General features: G+C 59.4%; 12 protein-coding genes. 9 read left to right on the top strand and 3 right to left on the bottom strand.

The genetic code is table 11. The annotated features are described in order from the left end of the window. Positions 1-53: 53 nt before the first annotated feature. The 6 genes from AC5JQH_RS07750 (at position 54) to modC (ending at position 5,369) form a co-directional block, all read left to right on the top strand. Entirely contained in the window at positions 54-800 is a 747-nt protein-coding gene (locus AC5JQH_RS07750; protein WP_008173418.1) for a glutathione S-transferase family protein, read from the top strand. Positions 801-908: 108 nt separating this feature from the next. Beyond that, a complete protein-coding gene (locus tag AC5JQH_RS07755; protein ID WP_008173420.1) occupies positions 909-1,895 on the top strand; it encodes a sterol desaturase family protein in 987 nt (328 codons plus the stop codon). Then, the gene (locus tag AC5JQH_RS07760; RefSeq protein WP_008173421.1) at positions 1,855-2,823 is read left to right on the top strand and encodes an alpha/beta hydrolase; all 969 of its coding nucleotides are present in this window, start codon (positions 1,855-1,857) and stop codon (positions 2,821-2,823) included. Before AC5JQH_RS07755 ends, AC5JQH_RS07760 begins: the two co-directional genes overlap by 41 nt. Further along, a complete protein-coding gene (gene modA, locus AC5JQH_RS07765; protein WP_008173423.1) occupies positions 2,807-3,610 on the top strand; it encodes a molybdate ABC transporter substrate-binding protein in 804 nt (267 codons plus the stop codon). Before AC5JQH_RS07760 ends, modA begins: the two co-directional genes overlap by 17 nt. Then, a complete protein-coding gene (gene modB / locus AC5JQH_RS07770) occupies positions 3,610-4,290 on the top strand; it encodes a molybdate ABC transporter permease subunit (RefSeq protein WP_008173425.1) in 681 nt (226 codons plus the stop codon). The genes modA and modB overlap by 1 nt, the downstream gene beginning before the upstream one ends. Next, positions 4,287-5,369: a molybdenum ABC transporter ATP-binding protein gene (modC, locus tag AC5JQH_RS07775; protein WP_008173427.1), complete on the top strand. Its 1,083-nt coding sequence runs from the start codon at positions 4,287-4,289 to the stop codon at positions 5,367-5,369. Before modB ends, modC begins: the two co-directional genes overlap by 4 nt. Positions 5,370-5,451: 82 nt before the next feature. On the opposite strand, the gene crp is transcribed toward modC, so the two are convergent. Continuing rightward, positions 5,452-6,093 (bottom strand): cAMP-activated global transcriptional regulator CRP, encoded by a 642-nt coding sequence (gene crp, locus AC5JQH_RS07780; protein WP_007153756.1) that lies wholly within the window; start codon positions 6,091-6,093, stop codon positions 5,452-5,454. 265 nt (positions 6,094-6,358) lie between these two features. On the opposite strand from crp, the gene AC5JQH_RS07785 reads away from it, so the two are divergent. The 3 genes from AC5JQH_RS07785 to AC5JQH_RS07795 all read left to right on the top strand — a co-directional run bounded on the left by AC5JQH_RS07785 (position 6,359) and on the right by AC5JQH_RS07795 (position 8,807). Beyond that, positions 6,359-6,781, top strand: a complete 423-nt coding sequence (locus tag AC5JQH_RS07785) for an OsmC family protein (RefSeq protein WP_008173433.1) — start codon at positions 6,359-6,361, stop codon at positions 6,779-6,781. 247 nt (positions 6,782-7,028) lie between these two features. Then, positions 7,029-7,823 carry an adenosylmethionine decarboxylase gene (gene speD, locus AC5JQH_RS07790; protein ID WP_008173437.1) on the top strand — a complete coding sequence of 265 codons (795 nt, stop codon included), beginning with the start codon at positions 7,029-7,031 and terminating at the stop codon, positions 7,821-7,823. 135 nt (positions 7,824-7,958) lie between these two features. Continuing rightward, the gene (locus tag AC5JQH_RS07795) at positions 7,959-8,807 is read left to right on the top strand and encodes a pirin family protein (protein ID WP_008173439.1); all 849 of its coding nucleotides are present in this window, start codon (positions 7,959-7,961) and stop codon (positions 8,805-8,807) included. 5 nt (positions 8,808-8,812) lie between these two features. Here AC5JQH_RS07795 and AC5JQH_RS07800 read toward each other — a convergent pair whose 3' ends face one another. Both AC5JQH_RS07800 and AC5JQH_RS07805 read right to left on the bottom strand, forming a co-directional pair. Then, on the bottom strand, positions 8,813-9,679 hold the full coding sequence (locus tag AC5JQH_RS07800) for a phosphoribulokinase (protein WP_008173441.1): 867 nt from the start codon (positions 9,677-9,679) through the stop codon (positions 8,813-8,815). An 18-nt stretch (positions 9,680-9,697) separates the two neighbouring features. Beyond that, the gene (locus AC5JQH_RS07805) at positions 9,698-13,459 is read right to left on the bottom strand and encodes a DUF1631 family protein (protein WP_493805451.1); all 3,762 of its coding nucleotides are present in this window, start codon (positions 13,457-13,459) and stop codon (positions 9,698-9,700) included. Positions 13,460-13,605 lie beyond the last annotated feature (146 nt).

Raw genomic sequence — 13,605 nt, forward strand, 5'->3', positions numbered from 1 at the left:
CTTATACCGCCCCACCGGCAGTATGCTAGAACGCTGAACCAAGGAGACACTCCATGGCACTGAAACTTTACCAATTTGCCATTTCCCACTACTGCGAAAAAATACGCTGGGCCCTGGACTACAAGGGGCTCAACTACGAAACGGTGAACCTGCTGCCGGGACAACATGTGAAAACCATCCGGAAACTGACCGGTGAAGCCTCCTCTGTGCCGGTACTGGACCATGACGGCCACGTGGTTCAGGGCTCGGCCGCCATTCTGGATTACCTGGACCAGACGTTTCCCGAGCACCCGCTGACACCGGCAGACCCGGACGTTCGTGAGCAGGCGCTGGCCTGGGAGCGCCGGCTTGACGAGGAAGCGGGGCCGGCTATCCGCTGCTATTCCTACCACCACTTCCTGCAGCGCCCCAAAATTGTGGTGCCCATGCTGGCCGCGGGAACGCCTTTCTATAACCGGATACTGCTCAGCCTTGCTTTCAGCCGGGTTGATGAAGTCATGCGTCAGTGGATGAAGATCAACGAAAAAACCTCTGAAAAGTCCCGCCAGGTCATGGAAGAGTTGCTCACCGAGCTGGCTGCCATCTACGCCGAAAGGCCTTTCCTGGCCGGCGACCAGTTTTCGCGCGCAGACCTGACCGCAGCCGCCCTGTTTGCACCCATGTTCCAGCCCGCACAGTATCCGGTGCCATGGCCGAAAACTGCGCGAATTCCCAAAGACATCAAACATTGGCTGGACAAGTGGCAGCCACAGATCCGGGCTCTGGAAAAAGTGTACGAAGACAACCGTCGACCAGGCTGAGTACCGGATTGTCGGAATCCGTTAGCCAATCTGGCGTGAACCGACATTCCGGTTTCCGGGTTACGTGCCAGAATAAACGGACTTGATGAGGAAACCGGCAGAAACCCGATGGCTTTGACCGACATGATACTGGCCGTACTGGAAGACAGCGGCCTGCTTTCTCTCTGGGCGATGGCTGCGCCGTGGCTGGCGCTGGATGAACGCCAACTGATCTTTGTGATTGCAACACCGGTTTTTGTGGGCGTTACCCTGTGGGAATACCTGAAGATTCGCCACGATCCGCAGCTGATGGATACCCGTGAGGCGGTCAGAAACTTTGCCCTAGGCGCCGGCTATCAGGTGACCGAACTGCTCTTCGCCGGCCTCATTGCCTTCCCTGTCTATGCCCTGTGCTACCACTACCGGCTGTTTGATCTGGAATTGAACGGATTCACCGTGCTGCTGGCTTTTCTGGGGGTGGACTTCTGTTTCTACTGGATGCACAGGGCCAGTCACAGGGTACGCTGGTTCTGGGCGGCCCATGTGGTTCACCATTCCTCCGAGCGGATGAACTTCTCCACTGCCATGCGCCAGAATGCCACCAACATTTTCAACGGCATGTGGGTGTTCTACCTGCCCCTGGCGCTGCTGGGACTCAATCCTGTCTGGATCGGCGTAGCCTATGCCCTGTCGCTGGTCTACCAGTTCTTTATTCACACCACTTTGGTCGGGAAGCTGCCCGGCTGGATCGAACTGGTGTTCAACACGCCCAGCCATCACCGCGTCCATCATGGCCGAAATCCCGGCTACATCGACCGTAATTACGGCGGCACGCTGATAGTGTGGGATCGCCTGTTCGGCACGTTTGTCGATGAAAATGCCCAGGATCCGCCCGAATACGGCATCACCCGGCCTGTTCGCTCCAATAACCTGATTGTGCTCTGGACCCACGAATACGTGGACCTGTTCCGCGACATGGCACAGCCCGGCGGATTATTGTCTCGCCTTACCCATCTATGGAAACCGCCGGAGTGGCAACGCCCGGCTGCGGAGAAAAACAACAAGGAACCGGGTCGTGACAACGAACGAACACCCTCTGACGCTGAGCAGTGGTGATGACCACAGTATAGCCGGAACAGTCTTTACCCCGACGGCTCCCACCGGCCTTCTGATCATCAGCCACGGCATGGCCGAGCATGGCGACCGTTACCAGTCCCTCGCTCGCTGGCTCTGCGAACGCGGCATGGCCGTTATCACCTTTCACCACCGGGGCCATGGCCCGAATTCAGGAGTCGAGAACCTGGGGCACTATGCGGACCAGAACGGCTGGGCCAGCGTGTTGGCCGACCTGCACCAGGTGGTCCAGCACGCCCGTTCACAGTTTCCCGGGCTGCCGGTCAACCTGCTGGGCCACAGCATGGGCTCGTTCATTGCCCAGGGTTACGCCCAGAGGCACGGTGATTCCCTGGATACCCTGATCCTGAGCGCCACCAACCGGATTGATCGAGGCCAGCTATTGGCATCCCGGGCCCTGATCGGCCTGATCCGACTGCTCCGGGGCAAGCGGCACCGCAGCCCGTTGATTACCCGCATGACGTTTGAGCAGTTCAATCGCCGGTTCCGCCCCAACCGGACCCATGCCGATTGGCTCAGCCGCGATCCGCACCAGGTTGACGCCTACGTTGCCGATCCGCTTTGCGGGTTCCAATGCTCAACCGGGCTCTGGCTGGATTTTATCGGCGGCATGCTGGCCATCAAACCGCCGACCTGGCGCAAAGACCTGCCTGTGCACCTGTTCTCTGGAACGGCGGACGCGGTTGGTGAAATGGGTCGCGGCGTGCGCCAGCACTTTCAGGCCATTCGAGAGGCGGGCGTTGGCCATGTGACCCTGAGGTTGTTTGAGGGCGGGCGCCATGAGATGCTCAACGAAACCAACCGGGACGAGGTGTGGCAATACTTGCATTCCCTGTGCCTGCATAGGGACAATGCGTCTGCCCAATCAACCGCCGAACAGAAAGCCCTGCTCCATGCCAGAGCCCCATGAACGCCGCACCAGAATCTGCCACCCAATAACCCGGGCTTTCGCCTGCCTGTGCGTGTTGTTCAGTTTTGCTTCCGGAGCCATCGCCGGCGAAGTCAGTATTGGTGTGGCCGCAAACTTCACCGATACCACCCGGGAACTGACCAGGCACTTTGAAGCGGAAACCGGTCACCGGGTATCCGCCAGCTTTGGCTCTACCGGCAAACTTTACGCCCAGATCAGGAACGGCGCGCCCTTCGACGTATTCATGGCGGCCGACGTGCTCAGGCCAGAGCTGATCGAAGAGGCCCAGGCCGGGGTCAACGGAACCCGCTTTACCTATGCCCGGGGCAAGCTGGTGCTCTGGAGTCCGGCGCCCGATGCATTTGAGGATGCCCCGCGCTATCTGGAGCAGCAACCCTTCGCCAGACTGGCCATCGCCAACCCGAAAACCGCACCCTATGGCCTGGCTGCCCAGCAGGTTCTTGAGCACATCGGCCAATGGCAAACGTTGCAACCGAAACTGGTCCGCGGTGATTCCATAGCCCAGACGTTCCAGTTTGTTGTCAGTCGCAATGCCCAGGCCGGTTTCGTGGCCGCTTCCCAGGTGAAAGTCTGGGACGAGGATGCCGGCACCCTATGGCAGGTGCCTCAGGCCTATTACCAGCCCATTGACCAGCAGGCCATCCTGCTGAACCGGGGCGCCAGCAATGAAGCAGCCCGCGCCTGGATGGATTTCCTGAAATCCGATACTGCCATCGGCATCATCCGGAGCTATGGTTACGACCAAGGACATGACGCGATCAACTGATGTTTGAAACCTACTGGGATCCAGTCTGGCTGACCCTGAAACTGGCCACGACAACCACTCTGCTGCTGTTGCTGATAGGCACGCCCATCGCCTGGTGGCTCGCCCGAACCCGGCACTGGCTGCGCCAGCCGGTGGCGGCCGTGGTCGCGCTGCCTCTGGTTCTGCCGCCCACGGTCCTTGGCTTTTACCTGCTGCTGGTGATGGGGCCGGAAGGCTGGGTTGGCCAGGTCACCCAGTCGCTCGGCATCGGGCTGTTGCCGTTTACCTTCGAGGGTCTGGTGGTGGCTTCCGTGATCTATTCCCTGCCGTTTACGGTGCAACCGCTGCAGAATGCCTTCGAGTCGGTTGGCGACCGTTTCCTCGAGGTCGCTGCCACGCTTCGCGCCGCGCCCTGGGATCGCTTCCTGTTTGTTGCCGTGCCCCTTGCCCGCAACGGTTTCCTCACTGCCGCCGTACTGACCTTCGCCCATACCATTGGCGAGTTCGGCGTGATTCTGATGATCGGGGGTAACATTCCCGGGGAAACCAAAGTTCTCTCCGTTGCTATCTATGACCACGTGGAATCCCTCGAATACACCGAGGCACACTGGCTTTCTGCCGGCATGGTGGTGTTCTCCTTCGTGGTTCTGGTCACCCTCTACGCTCTCAACGGTAAGGCCCGGTCGGGAGCACTGAGATGAGCGAAAAGAAAAGCATCTCTGCCCGCTTCCGTTGCGCGTTTCCCGGGTTTGGTCTGGACGTTGACCTGACCCTGCCCGGCACGGGCATCACCGCCCTGTTCGGGCATTCCGGCTGCGGCAAGACCACTGTTTTGCGCTGTATGGCGGGCCTTCACCGCGCAGAGGGAGCCATGACCGTTCTCGACGAACACTGGCAAAGCGCTGATACTTTCCTGCCGGTTCATAAACGTCCCCTCGCCTATGTATTCCAGGAAACCCACCTGTTTCCCCATCTGACCGTGCGCAAGAATCTTGAATTCGGATACCGGCGTATTCCGGCCACGGACCGGCAGATCGGGTTTGACGAGGCAGTGAACTGGCTGGGACTCGGCGGCCACCTGGACCGTATGCCCGCAGGCCTGTCCGGGGGCGAGCGCCAGCGGGTAGCGATAGCCCGCGCGCTGCTGACCAGTCCCCGGCTGTTACTTATGGACGAACCGATGTCAGCCCTGGACAAAGCCAGCAAACACGACATCCTGCCCTATCTGGAGCGTCTTAGGGACGCCCTGGCCATCCCGATCGTATATGTCTCCCACTCTACCGCAGAGGTGGCCCGGCTCGCCGACCATCTGGTGGTCATGGAGGACGGCAAGGTGTTAGCCAGCGGGCCGACCCGGGAGACACTTGCACGCATGGATAACCCGTTCCGTCTCGAGGACGACGCGGGCGTGCTTGTGGAGGGGACAATAAGAGAACTGGATCAGCGCTGGCACCTGGCGCGCTTTGAGTTCGACGGTGGCTCCCTGTGGCTGCGCCGGGACAACGGCATGAAAATCGGGGATCGGGTCCGGATCCAGTTGCTGTCCCGGGACATCAGCCTGGCTCTGGAAGAGAACCCTGACCAGAGCATCCAGAACCTGGTTCCGGCAACCATTGACCGGATTGAGCCGGACGTTACCCCCGGCGTCAGTATCGTCCGCCTGCTCGCCGGACCCACACCGGTCATGTCCCGACTGACCACCCGGGCTGTTGACCAGCTGGCTCTGGAACCCGGCCGGCAGGTGTGGATGCAGATCAAGTCCGTGGCCCTGGCCGACTGACACCGGCGCCCCTGCCCCAACCAGAAAGGCCGCTGATATCAGCGGCCTTTCTTGCTACATCGATGCTCTGCTATACGGAGACTCAGCGGGTGCCGTACACCACCATCGTTTTGCCCTTGACCCGAACCAGGCCCTGATCTTCCAGGGTCTTCAGAACCCGTCCAACCATCTCCCGGGAACAACCCACGATACGGCCGATTTCCTGGCGGGTAATCTTGATCTGCATGCCGTCCGGGTGGGTCATGGCATCCGGTTCCTTGCAGAGATCCAGCAGGGTGCGGGCGACCCGACCGGTCACATCCAGGAACGCGAGATCACCCACCTTGCGCGTGGTCTGGCGGAGGCGGGAAGCCATCTGCTCACCAATGAAATACAGAACCCTGGGATCCTGCTGGGCAATCTCACGGAATTTGGTGTAGCTGATCTCCGCCACTTCGCACTCGGTCTTGGCCTTTACCCAGGCGCTGCGGGAATCCATGTTGTCGAACAGTCCCATTTCACCGAAAAAGTCACCGGCGTTCAGGTAGGCCATGATCATCTCGCGACCATCGTCGTCTTCAATGATAACCGTCACCGAGCCTTTGACGATGTAGAACAGGGAATCGCTCTTGTCCCCGGCATAGATAATCGTGCTCTTGGCTGGGTAACGGCGGCGATGGCACTGCGAAAGGAAATAGTCGAGATGCTTTGTTTTCTGCTCAACCGGCTTGACGATAGTGGCCATAATGCGAGTCGTGCCTCCTCAGATACTGGCGGGTCCCAATGTTTGTTATGCACCCGGCTTTCCTTGCGGGTTCGTTCTTTTTTACTGCAAAACTGCGCAACTTATAACAAGAAGGTCTGTTGCGGGCAACCGGAAAGAGTATACAACATGTATCCGAGATCGGCCTGCCTGGCGAAGCCGGTTGTGCTAGCATCCGGCCACAGGTCATCTTTATCGGGGCCAACACACCAGTTGGTCCCGCGTCATCACAACGGAGAGTCGTCCCATGAAAGCAACCGTAGACTGGACCGGCAACGCCAGTTTCAAAGCCACCAGCGGCAGTGGCCACAGCGTGCAGCTTGATGGCCCGCCAGACCACGGCGGTGAGAACCTGGGCCCGCGCCCCATGGAAATGCTGCTGATGGGGCTCGGAGGCTGTTCGGCGTTCGACGTCATGAGCATCCTGAAGAAAAGCCGCCAGGACGTGACCGCTTGCCACGCCGAGCTCGAAGCAGAGCGGGCCGACGCGGTTCCGGCGGTGTTTACACGCATTCACCTGCACTTCGTAGTAACCGGAAACAGCCTGAAAGACAATCTGGTCAAGCGGGCCGTGGGCCTGTCGGCAGAAAAGTACTGCTCCGCATCTATCATGCTTGAGAAGGCCGGCGTCGAGATCAGTCACAGCTACGAGGTTCACCAGGCGTCATAACACGTGTGAGAAATCTCGCCAGGGCCGCTCATGGACCGATTCCCCGGGCCGGATGCAGGGGAAATCACGAATGCTAAAATGTCATTGCGAATACTATTCAACGTCACTTGCGGTGTGCATAATACGCACCCTCTCCGCCGGTCTGCGCAAAAGGTGAACAACCCGGTCAGTAGTCGGTGGCGGCCTCGGCAGAGCTCAGCAATGCAGCTCTGCAGTCATTCATCTCCACGATCCGGAGGGGCTGAGCATGGAATCAAAACTCCAGCTGCATGGTTTCAACAACCTGACCAAATCCCTGAGCTTTAACATCTACGACATCTGTTATGCGCAGACCGAAGAACAACGCAAGGCCTATATCGACTACATCGACGAGATGTACAACGCCGAGCGCCTGACCCAGATTCTGACCGACGTCGTCAAGATTATCGGCGCCAACGTTCTTAACATCGCGCGTCAGGACTACGAGCCCCATGGCGCATCTGTCACCATGCTGATCGCCGAGCACGAGCTCACCAATGGCGAAGAGCCCGACAACGAAGAGTCTCCCGGACCGCTGCCGGATACCATCGTGGCCCACCTGGACAAGAGTCACGTCACGGTGCACACCTACCCGGAAAGCCATCCCCACGATGGCGTGAGCACCTTCCGCGCTGACATCGACGTATCCACCTGTGGCCTGATCTCACCGCTGAAAGTGCTGAACTACCTGATCCACAGCTTTGATTCTGATGTCGTTACCGTGGACTACCGGGTTCGCGGCTTTACCCGTGATGTGGACGGCACCAAGCACTACATTGATCACGATATCAATTCGATCCAGAACTACCTGACCGAAGATACCCAGAACGCGTATCAGATGATCGATGTGAACGTGTACCAGGAGAACCTGTTCCACACCAAGATGATGCTGAAGAACTTCAACCTCGATAACTATGTGTTCGGGGTGAACGCCGGTGATCTTGATCCCGCCGAAGCGCAGTCCATCGAGGACCGTCTGCGTCGGGAAATGCTGGAAATCTTCTATTCCCGCAACGTCGAATGATCGCCTCCTGTGGCGCCCCGCCCGGGGCGTCACGGGTCCTTCAGTTTTTTTGATGTCACCCCCCAGATTTCTGCGTTTTATTCTCTCCTCCCATCCCGTTTAAATAGAGCCAAGAGCTAACGAGAGGAGGACATCATGACCCTGCGCTCCCTGAAACAGATCATACCCGCCCTGGAAACGTCCGACGGTGCCGGCGTGCGCATCAAGCGTTCCATTGGCCAGCAACAGAACATTCGCCTTGACCCGTTCCTGATGCTGGACGAGTTTGGTTCCGCCGAGGCCGCCGACTATATCGCAGGCTTCCCCTCGCACCCCCATCGGGGGTTCGAAACCGTGACCTATATGATCGAGGGGCACATGCTGCATGAAGATCATCTCGGAAACCGGGGCGACCTGCGCAATGGTGGTGTGCAATGGATGACCGCCGGTCGCGGCATCATCCATTCGGAGATGCCCCAGCAGGAAGAAGGCGTGATGCGCGGTTTTCAGCTCTGGCTGAACCTGCCAGCGGCGGAAAAAATGACGAAGGCCGGCTACCGGGACATCCAGCCGGAAGAGATTCCGGAGCTTGCCTTCGACGGTGGCAAACTGAAGCTCATTGCCGGCTCATTACAGATCGATGGCCAGGCCCATGCAGGGGCGATGCCCGATCGCACCACCCAGCCGATCTACGCGGATATTCACCTGGCATCCGATGGGAGCCTGAGACTGCTCCTTCCGGAAGGCCACAACGCCATGCTCTATCTTTACGAGGGTAGCGCGAGCCTGGGGGAAAGCTCGCTGCAGCGAAGCGCCGCCAACGTTCTTTCCGACGACGGCGACCAGATCGAACTCCATGCCGGGCAAGCCGGAGCGCGACTCCTGCTGATTGCCGGCAAACCGATCGGCGAGCCGGTGGTCCAGTATGGTCCGTTTGTGATGAATACCCGAGAAGAGATCGAACAGACGCTCCGGGATTACCGGGATGGACGCCTGACGGCCTGACGGCCTCAGGCAAACGGCTTTCTTGCCATCAGCCGCTGCACCATCGGCCGTACGATCAGGTCCATGGCCAGCGGCATTTTTGTGCCCGGAACCACCAGGGTGTCGTGTCTCGACAGGCTGCTGCCTGCAATCACCTGCAGCAGATAGGGAAAGTCCACCTCTGACTGATCCCGGAACCGGATCACCAGCATGCTTTCGTCCTCAGTGGGAACTTCCCGGACGACAAAGGGGTTGGAAGTATCGACCAGGGGAATGCGCTGGAAATTGATGTGGGTGTGCGAGAATTGGGGCACGATGTCGTGCACATAGTCATCCATGCGGTTGATGATAGTTTCCACCACCGCCTCCTGGCTGTAGCCCCGCTTGTGCGTGTCCCGGTGGATCTTCTGGATCCATTCAAGATTCACAATCGGAACCACACCGATCAGCAGGTCCACATACTGGGCGATATTGCAGGTTTCGCTGACCACACCCCCATGAAGCCCCTCGTAAAACAGCAGATCGGTATCGGCGGGCAAAGGCCCCCAGGGCGTGAAGGTGCCGGGCTTGTGCCCGGCTTCAACCAGCCTGCGATCCTCATCGTGAACGTATTGACGATACCGACCGTTGCCGGTGTGGCCGTAGTCGTAGAACAGTGCTTCCAGCTTGTCGATGTGATTGGCGGCCAGCGCAAAGTGGTTGCGCTCACCGAACTGGCCCTTGGCCGCAAGCCTGGCCATCTGTTCACGGTTGTAGCGATGGAAACTGTCACCGCTGACCATTGCGGCGTTCAGCCCCTCACTGGCAAACATCCGGCTGAAAATCTGGCCGGTGGTCGTGGTGCCCGCTCCGGACGAACCGGTAACCGCGATGATGGGATGACGTTTTGACATAGAGGCAGGTTGCCGGAATCAGGTTAGGCTGTCGAGCAGACGGGGTTTTTCAACCACGAAGCCCTGAGCGTAGTCCACACCCAGCTGTCGGAGCATGTCCAGAACGTCCCGGGATTCAACCTGGGAGGCAATCACTTCCCGGTTCATGTAGTGGGCCATATCCACCATTGAGCGCACCATTGCCCGGTCAGTCTCGCTGGTCGACAGCTGGCCGGTAAAGGCGCTGTCGATCTTAATCAGGTCTACCGGTAACGAACGCATGAACTCGAACGAACTGGGGCCACTGCCAAAGTTGCCGAGACAGAACCGGCAGCCAAGTTCTTTCATCTCAATGATGAAGTCTGCCACTGACTGGACGTCGTTAATCGCCGAGGCCTCGGTAATCTCGAACCACAGCCGCTCGATAGGCGCATCTTTCTCACTCAGCTTTTCGTAGATGAACTCCAGCAGCGACTGGTCATTCATGGAATAGCCGGACAGGTTGATGCAGACGCCGCCGAAATGCCTCGGGTCCGGCGCCTGTTCCCTGAGCCAGTCCAGCATGTGACCAACAACCCAGCGATCCACGGCCTGCATACGGTCATAACGCTCGGCCATGCGCACGAAGTCCCGACCGGTAATGAGGTTGCCCTCGTCATCGTACATGCTGATCAGCACCTCATACTGCGCAGCCATGGAGGACTTCGCATGCAGAGGGATGATCTTCTGGCAACGCAGCAGCATGCGCTCCTCATTCAGGTCGCTGAGGCTGGCAACCTTGGCGGCAATCTGCTCCTGACGGGCCTGGTCATCGGCGTCCAGGGCATACTCCGAAACCTTCCCGTGGCCCTGCTGGCGAGACGCGGCAAGCGCCTGCTCCGACGCCCGTAACCAGCGTTCAGCACTGACCAGGGCCGGCAACGTGGGGACCACACCGGCGCTGGCTGAGAGCCGGTAGTCGCGACCACCAAAACTGAACTCGGCGGCCTCCACTGCCCGGATGAGATCTCTTGCCGCGTCGCTGGCACTCTCGGACGGCACCAGCATGGCAAACTCATTGCCCGCAAGTCTGGCCACGGGCATACCGTCACCGACGTGGCTGCGCAGGATATCGGCAACCCGCTTCAGGGTCTCATCACCGGCCTGGTAGCCGGCGGTGTCGTTCAGCAGGCGGAACCTGCGGAGATCCAGGCGCACGAGGGAGCGCTCATCCTCCCGACGGGCCAACTGCTGATCGAGCATGCGCTCGAATTCGCGACGCCCGAGAAGGCCGGTCAATTCATCATGGGTGGAGGCCCAGGACAACTGGTCATAGACCTTGCGGACCATGCGATCGATACTCTCGTCCACCAGCGGGCGTTCATACTGGCTATCAGGCACGATGATGCCTTTTCGCATCTGCCGGGCCAGGGACTCCAGCTCCAATTCCACCACTCGCATGCCCTGGTGATTCACAAAGACAAAGCGGCTGAAACCGCGGGCCACCCAGACCAGACGAATGTACTGGGGTTCGTCCGGTTTTTCCTGGTCGCGAAGCCAGTCGCCGGTTCGCAATTTCTGCGCCCGGTTGATCCAGCGCTGAAGACTTCGTTGCTCCCGGTCGGACAGTTTTCTGGCATCCGGTTGCTCCGGTTTTGCCACTGGCACTTCAACCAGTTCGGGGCTTTTTTGCGGACTGCGAACCAGGAACTGCTTGAGCTCGTCCCGGATTTGCGAAGAAGGCATGTGGTTGCTGGAAATAGAGGCCAGACCATCCTGGATTACCCGCAGCAGCTCGGGCAGATTAATGGAGCTGTTCGGATCATCAGCGAAGGATAGGAGCGAATCGATAACGGCCAGGTAATCATGCCACAGCTGGCTGTCAGGCCCCTGCCGGATCCAGGTCAGCGAAAGCAGATCCCGCCAGCCACCATCCAACAGGCTGATTACCGCCTTTGGCACCTTGCGCCCACCCAGTTTGTTGTCCAGAACATCGGCCACAGCCTTTTTTGACTCGGCTACCTTCTGGGCCCCCTCTGCGGCCGCTGTCACTCGCTCGACATTCCGGCGATAGACAAGATTCTGGCGATCAATCAGGGTGTCCAGTTCCTGGACCGTTTGCTCGAATACCCCGGTGTCCTGCTCGAAGTCCGTTGTAATGCGCTCTACCAGCTCATCCACGCGACGCTGAACCACCGGATTGATGCGCCCGCCCTTTACCCCTAGCTGGGCCAGACGGTTCATCACCCCGCGTACCGGGCTATCCTGATCGTCAAAGAACGCAGGGTCCCTCATGACAACTTTGAGAACGGGCACTTCCAGCTGCCGCATGCGCTGCTGGGCATACTCGCTGAGCTTCGGGCTTTCCACCACCGATTTGAAAAACCGGTCGACCACATCGACCGTTTCCTGCTGTTCTTCATCCAGCCGGTTATCACCGCTTGCCTTTACTTTCTCTACCACCCGCTCCTTCAGGGGAGCCAGCTCCTCGCCAGTATCCACGGGCTGAGATTGCAGCTGCTGGAGTTCTCGCTGGAATTCTCCGGACGACAGAGGCCTGGCATTGGGCTGGAACGGCAAAGGCTCCGGATCGCCCCGGGCCACACGGCTCGCGCTCAGGGTATTCAGCAGGTTACGCACCGTGGCGAACGCAGTCTGGGCCGCCTGGGCATAACCCCGAAACTCGCCCCCCAGCATGCCGGCTCTGCGACGAGACTGGGGCTGTCCGGCGTCTTCGGCACCCGCCTTCGGCTTTGACTCTGCAGCAGCACTCTCCGCGGCAACCGGCTCGGGCTCCGCGGGCTCTTGTTGTGTCTCCGGCTTTGCCCCGGCCTGCTCGCTCAGATACTTGCTGAGATCCAGGTCCGGCAGAACACCGTGACGAATCAGAATATCGTTGAGTTCTTTGTAAAGAGGTCCCAGCTGTTGCAACACGGTCTGCTCAAAGACCCGCAGACAGACTTTCTCCACCTCCCGGGTCGCCTTGAGCTGGCTGAGGCCATTATGGAAGGCTTCGCAGACCAGGGAGGGCCCGAGGGGATTGTGGTGTCCCGTGGCGTTCGCGATGCCAAGTTTGTCCAGGCGAAGCTTGAGCTGCAGCAGATCGCCCCGATACTGGGTATCCGCCTTGGTTACCATCACCCGGATCGTCAACCAGTCCTCGAATTCGCCCTTGTCGACCACGGACAGCTCGGACCCCGGAAACCCCTTGGGGGCGGGCTTAAGTGGTGATTCCAGGCTGCGAGCCATCTGATGCCAGATGACCCGTTGCCGGGCCTGAATCTGGCCCGAAGCATCCATGTATTCATTGGCCTGCTGATCATTTACCGCTCTCTGGGCCGCCAGTTTGAGACCCTCCACCATTTGCACGAAACAGGCGTCCATCAACGGCTCGATAAACTGGGTCACCGCCTTGGCGGACTGGTGCAGGACAAACTGTACGCGGTCACTGGGCGCGCGGAGCGAGGAGCGATCCTGACTTCGGGAGCCCCCGCATTGCTGCAGCATGGCATCCACGGCTACCGGGTTGGGCCTGCTGAAATTGACCCCCATGGCGCCATCGATGCGACGGACAATACTGACATGAAGCTCGTGGCGGCGCGCACCATCCAGACCCCGAAAACGTATCACCAGTTCTGGGGGTATGCCGGAAGCAAACGCCCGATCCAGCTTCTTCGAGGTTTCACCCGAATAGCGGACGAACAGACCCTCCGCACAGAAATCGGCGATCTGACACGGCCAGGCTTCACCGGTTCCCAGATCAATCTGGGCGACAAGCTTGATTGGTTGGCGGGGGCTGCTACGACGTTCTCTCGGATCCATGAACTACCTGATATCTCGCAAAGCCGGAACGATCACCGAACACAGCGCCCGGTACCGGCTCACGTCCCTGAAACGATGGCGGATGCCACCGGCTGCTACTATAGAGACCATGATTGTACTATAGCGGCCTGGCCCCCACAGGCAAA

It is taken from the genome of Marinobacter sp. H13 (genome assembly GCF_059072335.1).